The organism is Flavobacterium aerium (assembly GCF_030766725.1).
Classification (GTDB): domain Bacteria; phylum Bacteroidota; class Bacteroidia; order Flavobacteriales; family Flavobacteriaceae; genus Flavobacterium; species Flavobacterium aerium.
Window position 1 is genome coordinate 16,269 of record NZ_JARQWR010000011.1, and the last position, 17,987, is coordinate 34,255.

A 17,987-nucleotide genomic window follows, 5' to 3' on the forward strand; every position below is an offset into this window, starting at 1 on the left:
TTCTCTCTTAACAGCTCCTAAATCCTCTTTTCTATTTAATCGAGTAATGATCTCTTCTTTCGCTTTATCAATATCATTTTCGTGTTTTTTTAAAATCGTATTTAGTGAAGTAAATAATAAATAATGAATTGTACAATAAGAACTAATAAAAAAAGGTTGAAAAACCCAATAAAATAAGGGGTTTACGGCATCTAGTGGGATTTTGTATAAAATAATGAATTGTACAATATAGTACCATTATACTACCATTTCCGATAAAGAACACATCTCATTTAATAGGGCTACTACCATTAAGACTTAATATACTGCTCCAATATAGTGATATGCCTTAAAAACAAAGCATTTAGAGCATTTAAACACTTATTAAATATAGATTAAACACTATTAAAAAAACCTCCATAATCAGAGGTTTTTTTGTGTCTCATTATTAGGTAAAAAACATATTAGATTATCACTTAGGTTGTCACTTAGGTTGTCAAAACACGTTAAAAAATGATGCTTATAAATAGTGTGAAACGACATATACACTACTTATAAATGCTAAAAAGAACTCTATAAGTAGTGTGAAATGACACGTTTTTTTTATTAAAAAAACCTTAACTTATTGAAAATCAACAACAATAATCAATTTAACTATTGTTTTTGATCAAACAATTTAGTGTTTATCATTCAGTCGAAAAGTTATGTATTTAATTAGTTATGTATTCTAATTGATGCCCGGATAAGTCCTATAGCAGCAATCTGATCTATTTTAACATCTTTAGGTGGGTGATGTTGGTTTTGAGAAACCATTTTTATATAATCATCTCCTAGTTCTGATTTTTGAATGAATTTGATTGTTTTATAGGTAGAAGTACTATCAAGATAGATTGATACTATATAGATCTCCCCAAAAAAGATGTTTTGTGGTTCAATTTTTTTATAAGCAACGATATCACCTGATTTAAGTAAAGGGTACATACTATCACCAGTTGCATAAATGGCGCCATCACATGCCGAAAGGTTTGGAATACTCAAATAATCAATAATGGCTTCTTCTGCTGAATCATTATTTTCAAGTAATGGAACAAGCCCCATCGTTGCCTCTAAGTTAAACAAAGGCACTCTTTGAAAGTCATATACTCTATCTTTAGTTTTTCTTACTGACGGAACGTTTTCTGTTATTATACCAACTTCGGTGTTTTTTAACATGGTACCTTGACCAGTTAAAAGCCATTCAAGATTAATATTTTCATATTTTGCGATTATTTTCGCTATAAAAACATCATTAACAGTTGCTTTTAATTTGTCAGTATCTAAAAACCCTCTCTTTATTCCAGTTTTTTCCAAAAACTCCTTAGTTCCAATACCTTCTTTTTCAATAAATTGAATGATTCTTTCTTTTGTTGTTGCGAATTTCATCGTAAATATTTTTTTGTTACGAAAATTATCGTTTATATTTGTACCTAACAAAGGGACAAAATAGACTATGAGCAAAGAAACAAAAAATAGAAGAGTTTACAATACGGAAATCCTTAATGTATTAGAAATAAAATACGGGGTAACGGTTAATTACATCCGTAAGTGTTTAAGAGGAGATCGTACGGGTATTATTCCTGATAGATTAATTAAAGAATACAATGAAGCAGTGAAACAATATGCTGTCACAGTAGAAAACATTAAAAACAATTTATTATGAGAACAAGAATTATCCATCATCTAAATGAAAAACTAGACCGAATAACTTATAGCGAAAAAGTAACTACACTATTTGGTCTAGTAATCAAAAGACGAATTATTAACCGTTTAAGAGCCCTTTAAAATGAAAAGATTACTAAAGAGAATCCTCTATTCAAATTTAAAAAAACTTCTTGCACCAATAATAAGAGAAGTTTTGATAGAAGAAAAAAAACAAAAACGAATTGAATTTTCCCTAACAGATTTTGAAAATATGTTTAAGGATTTATCATCAGTTAGACCTCCAAAAGGTTGACTAACAAATATTAAATTCCAATTTTTTAGCAATTGTTTTAATTAAAGAAATATAAAAAAAGTAATTATGAAAACAGAAATTTTTTTTAGAGAACTTAACTCAAAAGTTCTTTTCGCATCAGGCTTATGTTGGACTTTACATCCTCTTTCTGACGTAAAATCAAATCCGAATTTACATTCATCTGTTCAAGTCCTTCAAGAGTGTCCAGACAATATTTTTCCCAAAGTTTAATGAATTGTGTAACAATGAGGTTGTATTTTTCTTTATCAAAAGTTTCCCGATAAATTCCTAATACCATTTGCATCATTGCACCTTGTTTGGCTATTGACAAGCCACTTTGAACTATGAGATTATCAATAATAATTTCTAATTCTTGGTTTTTTTCATCAGTTGTCATATCACTATTAAGTTAAAAGTTAGATTTTTCAAATATAGTGAAAACCTCCCGAGTGGCACACTCCCAGTTTCGAGTACTGGGCGGGAACGAAATTGTAAATCTGAAATAAAAATCAGAAGTATAAAATAAATATATTATGTACGAATACCACAACAATTTACTATCAATTCCTGCTAAACTGCTTTACGAAGACTGGGGATTACTATCATATATAAATTATCAAAATTTATGTAAGAGAGGTAAACTAGTCCGTACTAAGGAAGGTCGAGGCACTGGAAATGAAGCTTTTGTAAGCTTCCATGATTTACCAGTTCACAAAGGGATTGATTTCAAAAAAGTATGTATAGAAAAGGAAGGACATCCCAAAGATGTGGTTGTACGTAATCAACTTGAAGCTTATATACTTCCTGATGTGAAAGCTGCTAAATTCTTTGCTGAACACCGTAAACCAAATGGGAGACAATTATCTGACGAAGATCAACGAGAAAAAGCAACCAATGCAATGATTTTAAACGGTATTCAAATGCTATTTAATGACCCTAAATTAAAACGTAAAGCCTTTGGAACAAAAAGCAGCATGGTTTGGAACGAAGTAAGTATTGCGGTAAATGGAATTAATCCTAAAAAATGGATTTTTTCACTACCCGGAAATCCACGCAGATTAAAAGCAAAGTTTGAGGACTATTTGAAAAATGGTTATGAAGTTTTTTTGCATAAAGGGGAAGGACAAAAGAATGCACAGATTATTAAGGATGAAATTGCCGATTTCCTGCTTGCAAAATATTGTCTACCTATTAAAATGTCTATTCCTGAGGTTTTAGCCAGTTATGATGTGGAAGCTTTAAAATATGGATGGAAAAGTTTAACCGAACAAGGTATTTACAATTTCTTATACCAACCGGAACAAGAACGTATTTGGACTTTGGCACGTCACGGACTATCTGCTTACAACAAAAAGTACAAACACACCATTACAAGAGATAAAAGTGAATGGTTTCCAAATGCTTATTGGGCGATAGATGGTACTAAACTAGACTGGATCCATTACTGGGATGATTCTAGCAATAAAATGGGTGCAAAACTCAAAATTGATGTGATGTTTGATGTGTATTCAGAGAAAATAATAGGTTGGGATTTATCATTTACCGAAAGTCATATTGAGCATTTTAAAACTATAAAGATGGCAGTCAATGAATCACAATGCCGACCATATTACCTCACTTATGACCATCAAGGAGGGCATAAAATGGAAAGAATGCAAACTCTTTACGATTCGCTTATGGCAGAAGATCGTGGTATGCATCACCCTAATAAGGCACGAGGTCACTCTAACCCATCTGAACAGTTGTTTACACGTTTCCAACATCTAGTAATTACCAAGTTTTGGTTTTCAGATGGTCAAGGTGTAATGGTAAGAAGAGATGATAATAAAATGAATGTTGATTTTATCCTGGATAATAAAGATCACTTAAAAACTGTGGAAGAATTGCAAAAAGCATGGTTAGCAGCAGTAAATATTTGGAATAATAAAAAACATCCAAAATTTGAGGCTACTCGAAATGAAGTTTACCAACATGAAATGCCAATGCAAGAACCACTAACACTTTGGGATATTATGGATAAGATGTGGATTGAAGAAACTAAACGATTAGTGACCTACAAAGCCAACGGAATGAACCTAAACATAGCAGGTGTTGATTATGAGTTTGAAGTCTACGACAAAACAGGTGCTGTCGACCTTGATTTTAGATATAAAAACATTGGTAAAAAATTCAAAGTGCGTTACGATCCTGATTTTCTAGACGGTTATGTGCAACTATATACCAAAGATGAAAAAGGAAATTATGTTTGGGTAGCCAATGCCGAACCGAAAAGAAAACATCAAAATATACCTGCTTTAATGAAAGATGGCGATAAAGAGAAATGGTTTACAGATATGCAGGTCAGAAAATTAGAACTTGAACGTACACAGAGAGAACTTAAAGCCCTTGAACAACGTACAGGAATTAATCGAGAAGTATTAATAGAAGATACTGACTTACTTATAAAAATGGGAGGGAATACCACAAAAGTAGAGCAGTTAATAGCTGAGGCAACCCAACAGGAATATGATTTTTAACCTAAAGAAAAGTACCAATGACAACTGAACAAAAACAACAGATCGTAAAAGAAATAAAGCATTTATGTGCTTTAACATCACAAAATAAAGTAGCAACCAAGGCGGGAGTATCATCAGCAACAATAAGCCAAATGATAAACGATAATTGGGCACTTATAAAAGATGAAATGTGGCGAAAAGTCAAAGTAAAGCTGCGAATAGAGTTGGATTGGAAAACAGCTCAAACTACCAATTTAGAGTACATCTATCGCCATGCAGAAAAGGCAAAAGAAAAATCAATCAGTTTTGGGATTTCGTATGATGCAGGAGCAGGCAAAAGCCAAACTTATAAGTTAATAGCAAGTACATTACCCAACGTAATCTATATAGAATGTAAGACCTTTTGGAAATCAAAAAGTTATGCTAAAGCATTAGTTACTGCCTGTGGGTTAGATGATTTCGGAACTACAGAAGATTTGGTAGAGCGTTTTATTGATCATTTGAGTGGACTAGAAAAGCCCTTGGTAATTATTGATCAAATGGATAAACTAAAAGATGGCTCTATGGATTTCTTTATTGATTTCTATAATGATTTAGTTGGGCATTGTGGTTTTTTACTTTCGGGAGTTCCTGCTCTCGAAAAAAGAATTAAGCGAGGAGTAAAAGCAGATAGATCAGGATATTTTGAATTGTGGTCTAGAATAGGTAGAAAGTTCTTAAAACTTAAGCCTGTAGTACTTTCTGATGTATCAGCTATTTGTATAGAAAACGGTTTGACAGATACTGAAAGAATCGAAATCATATTTAATAATTGTGAGGGCGATTTAAGAAGAGTAAAACAGGACATAGAGAGTTATTTTTTAAATCGTAAAAATATCACTTAGGATGATTAAGGTACCAAGAGTTTACAGTTATGAAGATGTTGAGAAAATAAAGTTTAAAACTATAAAAATAACTGATGAATGGAAAAACCATTTAGGAGAACCGCAACAAGGAAATAGTCATTGGTTAGTTTATGGTGGCTCAGGACATGGCAAAACTTCTTATGTGTTGCAGGTCGTCAAACAGATTTGTTCAAATAATCAAAAAGTACACTACAACACATCTGAAGAAGGAATGAAAAAAGGGTTTCAAATGGCTCTAAAAAGAAACAATATGAAAGGAGTTTCAGGCTTCAATTTTCAGATGGAAACCATACCTGAGTTAACAGCTAGATTAAGCCAAAAACGCCAAGCTAAAATAGTGGTAATTGATTCAGTTCAATACTTTTTTAGGAAAATGAGAAGCGAGCATTATTTTGAATTTATCAACCAATTCAAGGATACTACATTTATTTGGATAAGTGGAGCAGATGGAAAAAAGCCTAAAGGTAAAATTGCAGATGATATTTATTACGATGCTGATATTGTGATAAATGTTGATAATTATAATGCCATAGTCGAGAAAAACCGATTTGAAGCTTATGAAAATAAAGTTATTTGGCAACAAGGTTACGACGAAAGAATGTCTAAAATTTTACAAAAAGGATAACAATTCTATTATTAAAAATACTGTAAAATCAAAACCCTTAAAAGAGTATAATTTAAAACAACAATATGAAAAAGATACACGAAATTTTAGAATTATCAATTGAAGATTACGAGGATATGATTTTCAATAATTGGGTTAACTGGTGTAGTTATCACCCTGATCAATGGCAAATGATTCTTTTAGATAAAGTCATTTTAAACTGGTTCAAAACAGAATATGCAAAATTTGAATTAGAGTTTATAAATAAAACTAAACGATATAGTGATTCTATAACAATCACAAAAACTGATTTAAAAAAAAGCTATGATTACTGTACATCAGAGATTAATTATATCTATCCCAAGATATTGATCACTAACCTTAGAAAACATCAATCACCAATTAACTATCCTTTAAACATCAATTAAATGAAAACGTCAAAGATCATTCAAAAAATTAAAGAATTAGAAAAGTGGTTATCTGAAAATCAAAATTCAGAGAATTATACGCAAATCCTTATGGATAAAATCAATTTAGAAAAACAATTAAAGAACTATGAATAAAGATGAAATAATATCACGATTGTATGAGCTGAATATATCACTACAATTTTGCTCCCAAGCCCGACCAATGTTTACTCGAGGTGAACGAATAATGATAAACCAAGAACGCTGTCAATTAATTCACAAGTTGGACTATCCTAAATCGATTGTTACTCCTGTATCAGAAGTAATTGAGGAAAAGATAGCCCAAATAAAAAGGCTTGTTCCTATTTACAACTGGTCACCCTTATATAAGCAGACTGATTTTACAAAAGTTAAACAACAAAATTATTAAAGATGAATTTAAACGATATCCAAGTAAACGAACCACAAGTAATAACCACAAAAAGTAAGAGTATGAAAACTATTGATTTAACCCAGTTATCCGAAACGGAATTATTAGCAGCATTGGCAGCAAAAAAGAAATCTAAAGAAGAAAATAGAGCAGCTTACAAAGATTTAGTTACTGAAACGGTACCGACCGCTTTATTTAAACTTTGCCATGTAGCAGAAATACTATCAGTGGCTAAGCGTGACACTTTCAAGTATTTTGAAAACATTATAAACCTTAAAAAGGAGGTTTACGGATTAAAAGAAAAACAACGTTCTCATACGTTCAGTACTGGAAGTGCCGAAATAACTATCGGTTATCGAATTAATGACGGTTGGGATGATACTGTTACTGCAGGAATTGAAAAAGTAAACAAATACATCGCATCATTGTCAAAAAATGCAGAAACTGCAGCACTTGTAAATATGGTTTTCGGCCTATTAAGAAAAGATGCAAAAGGTAATTTAAAAAGTAGCAGAGTGTTAGAACTTCAAAAACTCACAAATGAAATCGACAATGAGGAGTTCCGTGATGGTGTGGACATCATTTCTAAGGCATATAAGCCTGTTCGTTCCAGTTGGTACATTGACGCTTATGTTGTACACGATGATCGTTCTAAAGTAAGTATTCCTTTGTCTATGTCTTCGGTAGACTTTCCTGAAGGATATGAATTTGACTTTTTAAAGGACTAAACATATTATTTGTTACCCGAGTGGCGAAATTGGTAAATGCGCCCTTTGTGTAGGGCTGACTTAGGCGGGGTTTGATTCCTCAATTATCGATTGAAAAGACTAAGCACTGTAGGTTCAAATCCTGCCTCGGGAACAAATTAAACTAAAAATCTCATCATGGAAATAATAATTAAAAACAGACGTGCAGGTAAAACGACCTCGCTAATTAAGTTGTGCTCAGAAACGCAATACACCATAGTTTGTGCTAATAAAAAACAGGTTGGGTATATCGGTGAAGTATCAATAGAAATGGGAATTAATATTCCTGTACCGATAACCTTTGATGAATTTGTTCACAAAGATTACAATGACAGCATTAAAGGATTTCTAATTGACGATGCAGATTGTTTTATCCAACAATTAACTAAGGTTAAAATCACAGCAATGACATTATCAAATGATTTAGAGACGATGACCACATCATTAAAAAAAACATTGTGAAAAAGGGAATAAAAAAATTAACAATGATATTTTATTAACAAAATTTAAAAACAAAAACAATGAAAAAAGCGATTTACAAACTTAGTATTGACTGCGGAAGAAGTGGCGATTTAGAAGGTGTTTTCATAGCAACTAAAAAGCAAGTGGATAAACTGATTAGTAGTAAAATTGAAGTTTACTTCGGGGAAGTCTTAGGAAAGCATAGTGAGATTTATGGTGCTATTAATAAAAAGGATGTCAAATTATTAACAGAAGATCTAACTGCAGTTAATATTGTTGAGATATATAAATTAACTAGTGGTATCAATCCATTCAACTATACAAGTATAAATTTTGAGATAGAAGGTGTTGATTTGGATGACATGACAGTAGGTGAAATTATTGACAGACTATTAATACTGAAAACGGACAGCAACTAAAAAAAATTCAAATTCACATTGATATGAATGAAACTTTCTCCACAAATCAAAACTGGGGCTTATTTGATAAAAATAACTCAAAACATATAAAAATACTTTCTCTATTACGTACAGCCCAATGGACTGTATCACATCCAAAATTTGGAGAAGTAGCTGACTTAGAAAGGTTATCTAAATGGTTAAAATGCCCCAGAAGTCCTATTAACAAACCTTTAAAAGATATGAGTAACACAGAACTAGAAAAAATAATATCAGCCTTAGAGGGCATAATTAAATCCCGATTTAAATGAAAAAAACATCTATAGTTAAAGAAAAACTAATGACTGTAAAAGAATATAGTCCAAATTTATCAGCTTCAGAAACAAGTATAAAATGCACTAGATGTAGAAATAAACATTTAGTAGAAGAAAGAGTAATGAAAAGGGATGACCCAAAATATCTAATTTTCAAAAGTGTTTGTCCAAGATGTGAGTGTAAAAGTTATACTAAAATAATATAATATGAAAGTAGAACTAACCCTTACAAACGATTCCATATTAGCAGTAAATGAGTTGTTAAGTCATGTGTATAATATGGAGAAATCAAACGATAAACAAGAAAATGTTTATCGTTCAATTGGTTTTGAATTAGCAGATAAGTTTGATAGTAAAGCAAAAGAATTAATTAAAAAATCTTCGCTTTTTAATGTGAAAAAGAAGTATAAATTTTCGTTAAAATATTATGAAGCTTGGGCGTTAGAAATTATTCTAAAGGAATTATTTTCTTACACAAATAATCATTACACAAGATTACAAGTCAATTTAATAATTGATCGTTTAAATCAAAAACTAGCATAACGATGGAACACTTAACAACCTATACTTGTAGATCACGCAATAGTAATAGCGTATGGTTGTTTAAATACTATTTAAACGGCGATTTAAAAGGATTTGAAGTATTATCCGGTACATTATCACAAAAACAGATAATTTGGCTATTTACGAGCTCAAATTTTCCAGTCCAGGAATCCATCATTGAAAAGATATGGATACCTAAATTAAAGGATAATTTCGAGATTGTGAAAGCTGCACCAATTTTAGATTTTGAAAATCTATGGAATTTATACGGACTAAAAGTCAATAAAGATAAAGCCGAAAAGGTATTCTTAAAATTATCTGATGGCGACAAGGTAAAGTGTTTTTTATCACTCAAAGCCTATGAAAAATACCTGCAGAGAACTAACCAAGCCAAAGCCCATTTGGTTACTTGGATCAATCAAAAAAGGTTTAACGATGAATATTAAATTATGATCATGAGAAAACAAATCGAAAACACAAAAGTATTCAAAGCATTGAGTCCACAACAAGAACTGATTTTCAAACGCCGTGAGCGCATTATAAGTATTGAAAGAAATTTTGTTATAGCCCAAACTACAGGGTTAGAAAATTGGATTAGAATTACAAGCCCATCAAAATTTTTAATTGATGTGATCACAGAACTTTTAAATAGTTAGATCAAACCCACTTCCAACCCATCATTATAATATCATCTTCTACTCAAACGATATTGAGGTCATACTGAACCTGTTTAGCTAACTTAATAAACAGGTTCATTCTCCAAGCAAGTAAATTTAATTAACCTTACGGATATCCCCAGTTGAGAAACATTTATTTGTATATACCTTTGAATTATCAAAAAGCTCTCACATCATAAACAAAAGAAAGATGGCACAAAAATTTGAATTAGTACCCTTAGAACCTTTAGAAAATTTATATAAATACCGTGAGATTGAGGGAAAACAGATTGTTCCTATTGATGAACTATTTGGAAAACAACCAACCTCTATAAAGTTCACACATGATAATATAACACGTTGGCCATTTTGGAGGGTTCAATTGTTAATACAATGGGGTTTTTATGAATTAAACCTACGTACATAGTAAAATCACTTCCCATGATTTTTTTTTAAATTTGGACATTTAAAAAAGGAAAAGCCACTTTTTATAGTGGCTTTTTTTATTATTTGAAATTCGCCTTGACACGTTTATTAATACGATTTAATTTTGTCAACATGGCGTACAATCGTAATAATTATTTAAAACGTGTTCAACACATTATAGATATCTATAAGAGTGCAAAGCATGACGATGTACCTGATACTTTCATAGTAAAACATATCTTTCCAAAACATAACATTCATTTAAGCTATAGGACATGGATGAATTTAAAAGGGTTGCCTATTCCAAAGCAATCCAAAGACCAACTAAGTCTATTTTAGATTTTCGGTTCAATGGAACCTATAATTTTAAAGATTACATCATGTTGTGGTTCCTCTTCTATCATGTCCTCAAACTCTGTAGAAAAATTCAAATCTCTAACCCGTAACGAACGATCGTTTTGATTGTGGTTTTTATCATTTACCCTGATAAGAGGACTGCAAAAACCATTTTCCCACCCGTGAATAGCTTTTACCAATTTACGTTCTATTTCAAAGTATTCCAATGCATTTTTTTTCACTTCTTCAGGGGCAATATTATAACTGTTACTATAGGCGGCAAATAGTAGCATTAGGTTAATTGTGGGGGTAGCTATTTGATTTAAACCTTGCAAAGCGGAATAGGATGTAAATGGAAAATCAATTAGTACTGATGGGAAGATATTAAAATCTTCATTTTGATACTGTCCGAAATTCTGTTCAATAAAGACGATTTCAGGTACCATTGTTGCAATTCTGTTTTGCAAGTCAAGGTAAAGTTGTGCGTAAAAAGAATCCATAAATTAACGTTTAAATAGTTTTTCAATATCTCGAGCAACATCCCTTTGGATGGAATTAATTAACTGTGGGCTATCACTAGCACTAGTAGGCATAAATTGACGTTTGGGGATAGTTATTTTGTGTGCCATGATTTTTACATCTTGTTGAAAATTCGCCTTTTTAGCCTTTGAAAACCTTGAATTACCATTACTGGAAATTTTGAAGTTTAAAGAAGCTTTGCGCGATGGCTTGTTGATTACACCACCCTCATTATGAATTTTTGCATACGGCAAATTATTTTTCATAGTTACCTGTCCATTTTGAGTAGTGTAATAAGTGGCAATTCGTAACGCTCCGGATTTAACCATCGTGGTACCATTCTTTTTATTTGATTTCTTCCACCTTTGAAAATTAGTTCCCTGAAATCCTCCTGCACGGAAATTCCCATTTATAAAACGCAAGGTAATATTACCGGCATTTGTCGGGAATGTATTACTTGCATAGTCTTGAATGACAGCCGCTTTGTGTTTAAGCATTGTTTCAAATTCTTCAGGTGTCATATTGATTTATTAAAAAATTACTATATTTGTACTATCAAAATGAATGTAACCAGTAAGCGTTCTAAACAAACAGTACTGCTGTACTTACTTCATTTATCTAAAGCGGACTAAATCAGTCCGCTTTATTTTTTATATAAAAGGGTTCCTTTTCGAGATTTCTTCAATTCGCCACTATCCTTTTCGTGTAATTGAAAAAGCGTTTTAGCTTCTAAAGTATCATCTACCACCAATTTCAAAGTACCCTGCTCGTAATATTTCAGATAAACACGGCCTTGATTGTTGTACCAAATTTCATCCGGGTTCTTCAAAATGTTATACGTTTCATGGCCATACTCAAAACGATTCTCTTTCGTTTTTTTTAAAAGATGATCTTTGTAATACGTATCGGCTTTGTTTTTTTTATCAAGCCCACTACCAAGTAATATCTCTTGGTTTAAAGCATCTTTTAAAACGATATCATCCCCTTTGTGTTTAGGCTGTTTATTCCACCAATCCAAATACATTTCTTTTGTTACACGATTATATTCCGGGAGTGGATTAATTCTAATTTTCTCTAGGGGTTTAAGTCCGTATTGCTCCCAACTTAAAGCATGAATATCTCCTTTTGCATTTTTAAAATAGGGATGATCATCTTTAAATATCACTCTGCTTTTACCCACGTTATTATCAAAGATGGTATCTTTTACATAAGGCTTCATGAGTGTTGAAGCTTCAATACTGGTCATGTTCTTTTCAACATTTTGAGCCTTACCCGGAATAACAGTACACCGGCAACCAAAGGCCAAAGGTGGGTAAATCCTGTTCCAAACCGGGTCACTCTTTGGAGCGGTAAACTTATCCAGTAGTTTGTGTTCTGGACGTACTCGGTTATCACCCACCGTTGAAAATTCTAAATAATCACTATGTAAATTATCCCATTTATGAGCCATAATAGCTGAATATTCAGCATTTTCATACTCCGCTGGAAGATACTTTACATTAAATGTTTCGCCCTGGTTAATTATCGCTTTTTTGAGACTGCTAAAGTCTAATAACTTCCCATCTGATCCGATCATTAAATTACGATAATGAATCATTTGGGTGAGGCTTTTAGCACTGCTAAATGTGTAAATATTATTCTGTAGATAGTTCGCTAAAATTGCTCTTTCATCATCATAAGAAAATGTAGTCTGCCCCAATCCCTTATAAACACCATCCATTAACTTACCGGCCGTTTTGAAATATAAATCAGTATTAATATCAGAGGCTTGACCTTGTAAAATATCTTGTGCAATTTGGGTATATATTGAATCCCAATTAATAGAATCATCAACTAGATCAGGAACAAATTTAATTTCTCCACAACACGAACATTTTGTATCATACAACGCTTTTAGCTGCCCGACTAATGACGGGCTTGGTCGAAAAAATCCGATAAGTTTTTAAATAGATTCTCTAAGATATTACTCTTTGAATAATCCGTTAATTCACTTGTTTTACTTGATTTTTTATCCTCTTTAATTACAGGTTTTATTTCAGTAGCATTATTAATGAGTTCTAACTGTTCCTTTTTTAACTGATCATAATTATCCGGTTTAGGAAGTCCATAAGTATCGTACCAGTAATCGTCACTTACTGGAACTTTTCCTGAAACAACGACATCAATTTCCATACGAGTTTTTAACTTGTTTAAATTTAATATCTGATCATAACAATACTTACCACCTTGCGTTTTATAACCGTAGGACTTTAATATTTGGATAAATTCCTTACTATTTAGCTTATTCTCAACAAATACTAAATCTGAAGCAGATATTTCGTCCTGTTGGTCTGCGTGTTCAACGGCTTGTGCATAACCACTACTTTTGCTACTGGATGTGGTTTCCGTGTTACCCAAAATACATATAGCCATTTCAGAATTACAGGCATCTTTGAAACTCTCTTGTAACTTACCATCGCCATTCGATGTTTTCCCGTCCATCATTTCAAACTCGGCTTGTTTAGGAATCATCATGGCAAGTGATGAACCACTTTCATTTAATATCTGATTGAGTTCATTTTTAGTTTTTGTGTCGTATGCATCATAATAAATGATACGAACAGGTTGCCCGAATATCTCTACATATTGAGCCCAATCCCCAAAATTTCCACGTTTGTAAATAGCATACATCGAACAGGCTAATAATAGCCCTAAATCATCCTCTTCGCCTATTACCCAAACCATAGGTAAATCTTTGTAGCTAAAGCCATCAGCCTCAGTTACTCCATATTGATTTTTAGTGATTAGACCTTTTTCCGGTTTTATATGTTTACGAGGTATTTTCTTGAAACAAAACTCCTGACCAACAATAAATTCAACTCCTGAAATACCCCAAAATTGAGAATTCATTAATTCAGTAATTAAATTACGACCAACTGTTCCGGACATTAGTTCTGTCAAGTCTTTATCTTCTTTACCACTGGCATCAATAAATTTAAGCGGTTTATTCAAAACAGTATCTATTCGTTTTTTCAATAAACCACGTAAGAAGGCATCCATTGATAATATATCATGGTAAAGATCATATAGTAAAACACGATTCGGAAAGTAAACCGATTCTGCTTGTATTACAGCATTTTTAAGACCTCCAATATCTTTACGTCCTCTATCAGGAGAAACGATTGTTAAATCGTTTATAATAACCTCTGACGCTTTGTTTTTTTCTGTTTTCATTTAAAAACTGTTTATTCGTTTAATATTCGAGTGCCATCTTACATCTGCATTTATTTGGCTCTCATCTTCGGGTGTTGTAGGATCATCAGGTTTATAAGGCCATTCAGGATTAATCATTCCTGCACGAATATTTTCAAGCCATCCGGGTTCATCTTTACTACCTATCATTAATTGCCAATCATCCCTAAAAAGGTCTATTACTAAACCCGGATTAGCCTTTTTAAGTAAGAAATAAGAAGCCATTATTTTTATGGTTTTCTTTAAAGACTGATCAATAAAAGTAGGCTCCAAAGTAGCAGTACCAAAAAGGGCTTTTAAATCGTATTTAAACAGATACCCTTTGGCGTAATCCTCTGCAGCTTGAATATTAATTATTACTTCCTCTTCTGAGGTTCTCGTAATTATATCAATTATTTCGGGATATAATTCTGTTTTTAAATCTGTGGGTTTTACTAACATATATATACTTTTTAGAATCTATGTTCACTAGGTTTGCGAGGGATCGTAAGAATGTTTTCGTTTGCCTTACTGAACTCCATAATTTCAATAATCTTAACACCCCCCTCAACGGCATCGGGACCATCCATAAGTTTTGCCTTACGGTTAAAACTGGTAAATTGAGCCGTCAATCTTTCCATGTGTGGATTAAACTTTTCTTTAATATTAAATAGTAATTGGCCAAGTCTATTTTTAGGCTCTAATGTTCCCTCAATCCTACTATATTTTTCTGGCTTCTTACGATCATCCGGACGAATAGGTAAAGCAATTTTTTGCTCTTCTCCAATACGAAAAATATGCGGTAATAAAACCTGTTCATAAAATGGATCTTGTAAAGTATTATTCTCTATGTATACATATATAGGCTCCACCCCGGAACGTAAACAAATGGCGTATGCTTCAAATAAATACTCACAAAAAGTGGCATTACTCATTTGATCAACCCATGCTTTATATACATAATAAATCAATCCTTTTCTAGCGACAATAACCACAGCTTTTGAACTGGCATTTCCTTTGTCTTTATTACTAGTAGCAGGATCGGCATAAATAACCACAGAATCACAATGCCTTAGCTGTGGCATATCTGAAAAAGTGATTTCTTTAAATGTATCTCCACCGTCCATTGGATTATTAAAGTATTCCTTTTGCCCGGCTTCAAACGAAATCATAGATAATACTCTATCGATAGCCTCTTCACTATTTTTAGATGGCCAAGAACTCTTTCTGTCTTTATCTCTAATATTGACAATATCCCATTTATCCGCTTTTGCACCCATTGCCGTGATACAACAATATTTAGCAATGATGTTACCACAGGCAATAAGTAATAAACCGTTGGAAAGGGAGCGCGTTGGGATAAGTGCCTCTTCAATCCATTTAATACGCTCTTTTACCAACTCAGGATTACGGCAAAAATCATCCGTATCGATATCGTCAATTAGGATGATATCCGGTCTTACAGCATCATTACGGGTACCCCTTGGCGATTGACCCGCACCAATGGCTCTAAATGAAACCCCTTTACGTGTTTTAAACTCCTTTGATTCCCAAGATCCGTTTCTTTTTTGAATACCATAATCGTTTATAATACGGTTGTTGTATTCTAAAATACCTTTATAGGGTAAGAGTAAACGTTCCGCATTATCAACCGAATTTGAAACTAATAAGACATTCTTCTTTTTGCCTGTTAGCACCAAATACATGACCTCAAACATCGTACGCCCTGACTTTGATAATTCACGTGCCCAACTTCGAACCTCGTACCATTCCGGATTATTCAGGACACGTTTTGTAGACTTTAAATGAAATAATGCCGGTTCACTGGTATAGTAATTAGGAAAGTAATATTTAAACCATTCTTCCGGATTAGCTTCCAAAAACTTGATACGCTTTAATTTTGAAGCGTGGCTTTCACTTATATCAATAGGCGTTGCATTGTCCATATTGGTACAAAACTCTTTCCACTGGTCTAAATATTCCTTATCAGTAGGTTTGAACTTTGCCATTATTTTTTCAATTGTGAATTAATAAATTCGTCAAAATAGTTTTTGAATAATTTGGCATCGTTTAAATTAACGTCCTGGATAAATACGAGCACTTTTTTACCTACTTCAATGTATTCTCCGATACTGGTTTCAATCTCCAATCTTTGAATATTTGCGGTGGTCTTACTCATGATACTGGTTTCTTCAAACGTGGGAACATTATCCCTTTTTTCAATAGTATCATTAATTGCATCGAGTTGATTATACCAATAGACTAATTGGTTTTGACGGGTTGTCAAGAGGCTTTTTCGGAGTTTATCCCACCCATCATCCACAGCCCATTTTCCGATCGTTTTTTCAGTCACTTTTACACGTGCTGCAATATCCTTATAGGTCAACCTTTCGTTGACAAAAAGCATACGTGCATATTCCCTTTCTTCCTTTTTAGTAATACCCATAAATAGCTAATTATTGGGCAAAATTGACTAAAAAAACAGGGGTTTTAAAAAAGCTACGCAACCCTTGCGCTCTTATTTTGAGGTAGTTACAATCTTCCTGAAGTTTGCAGTCACAATCAACAACAATGGAGAAATAGCCAATGGATAAAACTAAAAAAATTGATAAGGAATACTGCTTAACCGATGACTCGGTCAATGTGTATAAATACCGCTGTTTGACCAGTGGGTTACTACTTGACGAATTCAAAAAAAATCCGATAGGTTTTTATATGCATGACCGGGATAAAGGGGTTGCAGTACGTTGGGAAGATTTCCGTATCGAGGGTTCAAAATTATTTGCAAAACCGGTAGTGAATTTATCACATCCAGATGGGGAAAATATAGTGAATCAAATCGAAAATGGATTTTTAAACGCTGCTAGTGTCGGCCGTATTGTTTGTCTTGAAGCCTCCGACGATGTTAAACTAAAATTAAATGGACAAACCGGTGCGACAATTACAAAGTGGTTCCCAAGAGAGATTTCTCTAGTTGATATCCCGGGCAATTTTAATGCATTAACTAATGCTAATCTAGTAGACATCGATGATAACGAATTAGACCTAGACGATTTTGTTAAACCCATAAATAAAGAAACCATGAATGGAGTATTATTAGCCGGCACATTGCTTACGGCTTTAAATCTAAGCGACAAATCAACTGATGTGGACGTAACAGTCGTTATTCAGAATTTAATCGATAAAGCGGCAAAAGTGGACGGTTTAGAAAAAAACTTAAGCGATAAAACGGCTGAAATTGAAACCCTAAAATCGGAAAGTACTACCAAAGAAGTACAGGACTTAATTGCCAAAGGTCAATCCGATAAAAAAGTGACCAATGAAATGGCGACAAAACTAAAAGAAGACTATGCAACTAATCCGAAAGGATTAAAAGATCTTTTAGATATTATTCCGTCTCAAACATCGGTAGTAGATACATTAAAAGACTTATCTGCAGCAGATGAATTTGTAGGGAAAAAGTGGGATGATTTATATGCTTCAAACCAACTGGAAATGGTACGTCAAAAATTCCCTGATCTGTACGAAAAATTAAAACAAGAAAAATACCCAAACATTAACTAA

Annotated in this window: 26 protein-coding genes and 1 tRNA gene; 18 read left to right on the forward strand and 9 right to left on the reverse strand. The window is 32.9% G+C overall.

Going from position 1 to position 17,987, the window contains the following annotated elements; genetic code table 11:
* Nucleotides 1–693 precede the first annotated feature (693 nt).
* A complete protein-coding gene (locus P6733_RS14620; RefSeq protein ID WP_306353675.1) occupies nucleotides 694–1,401 on the reverse strand; it encodes a S24 family peptidase in 708 nt (235 codons plus the stop codon).
* Between the two features lie 67 nt (nucleotides 1,402–1,468).
* Between P6733_RS14620 and P6733_RS14625 the strand changes: the two genes are divergently transcribed.
* The 3 genes from P6733_RS14625 to P6733_RS14635 are packed head-to-tail and all read left to right on the forward strand — an operon-like array spanning nucleotide 1,469 to nucleotide 1,972.
* Nucleotides 1,469–1,678, forward strand: coding sequence for a hypothetical protein (locus P6733_RS14625; protein WP_306353676.1), 210 nt, complete (start codon nucleotides 1,469–1,471; stop codon nucleotides 1,676–1,678).
* Nucleotides 1,675–1,800 (forward strand): hypothetical protein, encoded by a 126-nt coding sequence (locus P6733_RS14630; RefSeq protein WP_306353677.1) that lies wholly within the window; start codon nucleotides 1,675–1,677, stop codon nucleotides 1,798–1,800. Before P6733_RS14625 ends, P6733_RS14630 begins: the two co-directional genes overlap by 4 nt.
* Before the next feature lies 1 nt (nucleotide 1,801).
* Nucleotides 1,802–1,972 (forward strand): hypothetical protein, encoded by a 171-nt coding sequence (locus P6733_RS14635; RefSeq protein WP_306353678.1) that lies wholly within the window; start codon nucleotides 1,802–1,804, stop codon nucleotides 1,970–1,972.
* A gap of 94 nt (nucleotides 1,973–2,066) precedes the next feature.
* Here P6733_RS14635 and P6733_RS14640 read toward each other — a convergent pair whose 3' ends face one another.
* Nucleotides 2,067–2,369 (reverse strand): hypothetical protein, encoded by a 303-nt coding sequence (locus tag P6733_RS14640; RefSeq protein ID WP_306353679.1) that lies wholly within the window; start codon nucleotides 2,367–2,369, stop codon nucleotides 2,067–2,069.
* 136 nt (nucleotides 2,370–2,505) lie between these two features.
* Here P6733_RS14640 and P6733_RS14645 point away from each other — a divergent pair, with 136 nt between their 5' ends.
* The 14 genes from P6733_RS14645 (at nucleotide 2,506) to P6733_RS14710 (ending at nucleotide 10,359) form a co-directional block, all read left to right on the forward strand.
* Nucleotides 2,506–4,488, forward strand: coding sequence for a hypothetical protein (locus P6733_RS14645; protein ID WP_306353680.1), 1,983 nt, complete (start codon nucleotides 2,506–2,508; stop codon nucleotides 4,486–4,488).
* 17 nt (nucleotides 4,489–4,505) lie between these two features.
* Entirely contained in the window at nucleotides 4,506–5,351 is an 846-nt protein-coding gene (locus P6733_RS14650; protein ID WP_306353681.1) for an AAA family ATPase, read from the forward strand.
* A 1-nt stretch (nucleotide 5,352) separates the two neighbouring features.
* On the forward strand, nucleotides 5,353–5,997 hold the full coding sequence (locus P6733_RS14655) for a P-loop NTPase family protein (protein ID WP_306353682.1): 645 nt from the start codon (nucleotides 5,353–5,355) through the stop codon (nucleotides 5,995–5,997).
* 65 nt (nucleotides 5,998–6,062) lie between these two features.
* Nucleotides 6,063–6,404 carry a hypothetical protein gene (locus tag P6733_RS14660; RefSeq protein WP_306353683.1) on the forward strand — a complete coding sequence of 114 codons (342 nt, stop codon included), beginning with the start codon at nucleotides 6,063–6,065 and terminating at the stop codon, nucleotides 6,402–6,404.
* Nucleotides 6,405–6,539: a hypothetical protein gene (locus P6733_RS14665; RefSeq protein WP_306353684.1), complete on the forward strand. Its 135-nt coding sequence runs from the start codon at nucleotides 6,405–6,407 to the stop codon at nucleotides 6,537–6,539.
* A gap of 276 nt (nucleotides 6,540–6,815) precedes the next feature.
* Nucleotides 6,816–7,541, forward strand: a complete 726-nt coding sequence (locus tag P6733_RS14670; RefSeq protein WP_306353685.1) for a DUF3164 family protein — start codon at nucleotides 6,816–6,818, stop codon at nucleotides 7,539–7,541.
* Nucleotides 7,542–7,555: 14 nt separating this feature from the next.
* Nucleotides 7,556–7,674: transfer RNA gene (locus P6733_RS14675), tRNA-OTHER, on the forward strand.
* Nucleotides 7,675–7,697: 23 nt separating this feature from the next.
* The gene (locus P6733_RS14680; protein WP_306353686.1) at nucleotides 7,698–8,021 is read left to right on the forward strand and encodes a hypothetical protein; all 324 of its coding nucleotides are present in this window, start codon (nucleotides 7,698–7,700) and stop codon (nucleotides 8,019–8,021) included.
* 59 nt (nucleotides 8,022–8,080) lie between these two features.
* Nucleotides 8,081–8,440, forward strand: a complete 360-nt coding sequence (locus tag P6733_RS14685; RefSeq protein ID WP_306353687.1) for a hypothetical protein — start codon at nucleotides 8,081–8,083, stop codon at nucleotides 8,438–8,440.
* A gap of 23 nt (nucleotides 8,441–8,463) precedes the next feature.
* Nucleotides 8,464–8,730, forward strand: coding sequence for a hypothetical protein (locus P6733_RS14690; protein ID WP_306353688.1), 267 nt, complete (start codon nucleotides 8,464–8,466; stop codon nucleotides 8,728–8,730).
* 210 nt (nucleotides 8,731–8,940) lie between these two features.
* Nucleotides 8,941–9,276, forward strand: coding sequence for a hypothetical protein (locus tag P6733_RS14695; protein WP_306353689.1), 336 nt, complete (start codon nucleotides 8,941–8,943; stop codon nucleotides 9,274–9,276).
* 2 nt (nucleotides 9,277–9,278) lie between these two features.
* Nucleotides 9,279–9,722 (forward strand): hypothetical protein, encoded by a 444-nt coding sequence (locus P6733_RS14700; RefSeq protein WP_306353690.1) that lies wholly within the window; start codon nucleotides 9,279–9,281, stop codon nucleotides 9,720–9,722.
* A 9-nt stretch (nucleotides 9,723–9,731) separates the two neighbouring features.
* Nucleotides 9,732–9,932 carry a hypothetical protein gene (locus P6733_RS14705; RefSeq protein WP_306353691.1) on the forward strand — a complete coding sequence of 67 codons (201 nt, stop codon included), beginning with the start codon at nucleotides 9,732–9,734 and terminating at the stop codon, nucleotides 9,930–9,932.
* A gap of 211 nt (nucleotides 9,933–10,143) precedes the next feature.
* Complete coding sequence (locus P6733_RS14710) at nucleotides 10,144–10,359, forward strand: hypothetical protein (RefSeq protein ID WP_306353692.1); 216 nt, start codon at nucleotides 10,144–10,146, stop codon at nucleotides 10,357–10,359.
* Nucleotides 10,360–10,693: 334 nt separating this feature from the next.
* Here the strand turns inward: P6733_RS14710 and P6733_RS14715 are convergent, their stop codons facing one another.
* From P6733_RS14715 to P6733_RS14745, 7 genes are all read right to left on the reverse strand, one after another.
* A complete protein-coding gene (locus P6733_RS14715) occupies nucleotides 10,694–11,194 on the reverse strand; it encodes a hypothetical protein (protein ID WP_306353693.1) in 501 nt (166 codons plus the stop codon).
* Between the two features lie 3 nt (nucleotides 11,195–11,197).
* Nucleotides 11,198–11,734 (reverse strand): phage virion morphogenesis protein, encoded by a 537-nt coding sequence (locus P6733_RS14720; protein WP_306353694.1) that lies wholly within the window; start codon nucleotides 11,732–11,734, stop codon nucleotides 11,198–11,200.
* A 122-nt stretch (nucleotides 11,735–11,856) separates the two neighbouring features.
* Complete coding sequence (locus P6733_RS14725; protein ID WP_306353695.1) at nucleotides 11,857–13,101, reverse strand: minor capsid protein; 1,245 nt, start codon at nucleotides 13,099–13,101, stop codon at nucleotides 11,857–11,859.
* 17 nt (nucleotides 13,102–13,118) lie between these two features.
* On the reverse strand, nucleotides 13,119–14,426 hold the full coding sequence (locus P6733_RS14730; RefSeq protein ID WP_306353696.1) for a phage portal protein family protein: 1,308 nt from the start codon (nucleotides 14,424–14,426) through the stop codon (nucleotides 13,119–13,121).
* On the reverse strand, nucleotides 14,427–14,885 hold the full coding sequence (locus P6733_RS14735) for a hypothetical protein (protein WP_306353697.1): 459 nt from the start codon (nucleotides 14,883–14,885) through the stop codon (nucleotides 14,427–14,429).
* An 11-nt stretch (nucleotides 14,886–14,896) separates the two neighbouring features.
* Nucleotides 14,897–16,432, reverse strand: a complete 1,536-nt coding sequence (locus P6733_RS14740) for a hypothetical protein (protein ID WP_306353698.1) — start codon at nucleotides 16,430–16,432, stop codon at nucleotides 14,897–14,899.
* Nucleotides 16,432–16,869 carry a hypothetical protein gene (locus tag P6733_RS14745; protein WP_306353699.1) on the reverse strand — a complete coding sequence of 146 codons (438 nt, stop codon included), beginning with the start codon at nucleotides 16,867–16,869 and terminating at the stop codon, nucleotides 16,432–16,434. The genes P6733_RS14740 and P6733_RS14745 overlap by 1 nt, the downstream gene beginning before the upstream one ends.
* Before the next feature lie 140 nt (nucleotides 16,870–17,009).
* Here P6733_RS14745 and P6733_RS14750 point away from each other — a divergent pair, with 140 nt between their 5' ends.
* A complete protein-coding gene (locus tag P6733_RS14750; RefSeq protein WP_306353700.1) occupies nucleotides 17,010–17,987 on the forward strand; it encodes a hypothetical protein in 978 nt (325 codons plus the stop codon).

What these genes read in the sequence shown, in the direction of transcription:
- P6733_RS14620 (WP_306353675.1), bottom strand. Translation starts at nt 1,401, where the DNA reads ATGAAATTCGCAACAACAAAAGAAAGAATCATTCAATTTATTGAAAAA.
- P6733_RS14625 (WP_306353676.1), top strand. Translation starts at nt 1,469, where the DNA reads ATGAGCAAAGAAACAAAAAATAGAAGAGTTTACAATACGGAAATCCTT.
- P6733_RS14630 (WP_306353677.1), top strand. Translation starts at nt 1,675, where the DNA reads ATGAGAACAAGAATTATCCATCATCTAAATGAAAAACTAGACCGAATA.
- P6733_RS14635 (WP_306353678.1), top strand. Translation starts at nt 1,802, where the DNA reads ATGAAAAGATTACTAAAGAGAATCCTCTATTCAAATTTAAAAAAACTT.
- P6733_RS14640 (WP_306353679.1), bottom strand. Translation starts at nt 2,369, where the DNA reads ATGACAACTGATGAAAAAAACCAAGAATTAGAAATTATTATTGATAAT.
- P6733_RS14645 (WP_306353680.1), top strand. Translation starts at nt 2,506, where the DNA reads ATGTACGAATACCACAACAATTTACTATCAATTCCTGCTAAACTGCTT.
- P6733_RS14650 (WP_306353681.1), top strand. Translation starts at nt 4,506, where the DNA reads ATGACAACTGAACAAAAACAACAGATCGTAAAAGAAATAAAGCATTTA.
- P6733_RS14655 (WP_306353682.1), top strand. Translation starts at nt 5,353, where the DNA reads ATGATTAAGGTACCAAGAGTTTACAGTTATGAAGATGTTGAGAAAATA.
- P6733_RS14660 (WP_306353683.1), top strand. Translation starts at nt 6,063, where the DNA reads ATGAAAAAGATACACGAAATTTTAGAATTATCAATTGAAGATTACGAG.
- P6733_RS14665 (WP_306353684.1), top strand. Translation starts at nt 6,405, where the DNA reads ATGAAAACGTCAAAGATCATTCAAAAAATTAAAGAATTAGAAAAGTGG.
- P6733_RS14670 (WP_306353685.1), top strand. Translation starts at nt 6,816, where the DNA reads ATGAATTTAAACGATATCCAAGTAAACGAACCACAAGTAATAACCACA.
- P6733_RS14680 (WP_306353686.1), top strand. Translation starts at nt 7,698, where the DNA reads ATGGAAATAATAATTAAAAACAGACGTGCAGGTAAAACGACCTCGCTA.
- P6733_RS14685 (WP_306353687.1), top strand. Translation starts at nt 8,081, where the DNA reads ATGAAAAAAGCGATTTACAAACTTAGTATTGACTGCGGAAGAAGTGGC.
- P6733_RS14690 (WP_306353688.1), top strand. Translation starts at nt 8,464, where the DNA reads ATGAATGAAACTTTCTCCACAAATCAAAACTGGGGCTTATTTGATAAA.
- P6733_RS14695 (WP_306353689.1), top strand. Translation starts at nt 8,941, where the DNA reads ATGAAAGTAGAACTAACCCTTACAAACGATTCCATATTAGCAGTAAAT.
- P6733_RS14700 (WP_306353690.1), top strand. Translation starts at nt 9,279, where the DNA reads ATGGAACACTTAACAACCTATACTTGTAGATCACGCAATAGTAATAGC.
- P6733_RS14705 (WP_306353691.1), top strand. Translation starts at nt 9,732, where the DNA reads ATGAGAAAACAAATCGAAAACACAAAAGTATTCAAAGCATTGAGTCCA.
- P6733_RS14710 (WP_306353692.1), top strand. Translation starts at nt 10,144, where the DNA reads ATGGCACAAAAATTTGAATTAGTACCCTTAGAACCTTTAGAAAATTTA.
- P6733_RS14715 (WP_306353693.1), bottom strand. Translation starts at nt 11,194, where the DNA reads ATGGATTCTTTTTACGCACAACTTTACCTTGACTTGCAAAACAGAATT.
- P6733_RS14720 (WP_306353694.1), bottom strand. Translation starts at nt 11,734, where the DNA reads ATGACACCTGAAGAATTTGAAACAATGCTTAAACACAAAGCGGCTGTC.
- P6733_RS14730 (WP_306353696.1), bottom strand. Translation starts at nt 14,426, where the DNA reads ATGAAAACAGAAAAAAACAAAGCGTCAGAGGTTATTATAAACGATTTA.
- P6733_RS14735 (WP_306353697.1), bottom strand. Translation starts at nt 14,885, where the DNA reads ATGTTAGTAAAACCCACAGATTTAAAAACAGAATTATATCCCGAAATA.
- P6733_RS14740 (WP_306353698.1), bottom strand. Translation starts at nt 16,432, where the DNA reads ATGGCAAAGTTCAAACCTACTGATAAGGAATATTTAGACCAGTGGAAA.
- P6733_RS14745 (WP_306353699.1), bottom strand. Translation starts at nt 16,869, where the DNA reads ATGGGTATTACTAAAAAGGAAGAAAGGGAATATGCACGTATGCTTTTT.
- P6733_RS14750 (WP_306353700.1), top strand. Translation starts at nt 17,010, where the DNA reads ATGGATAAAACTAAAAAAATTGATAAGGAATACTGCTTAACCGATGAC.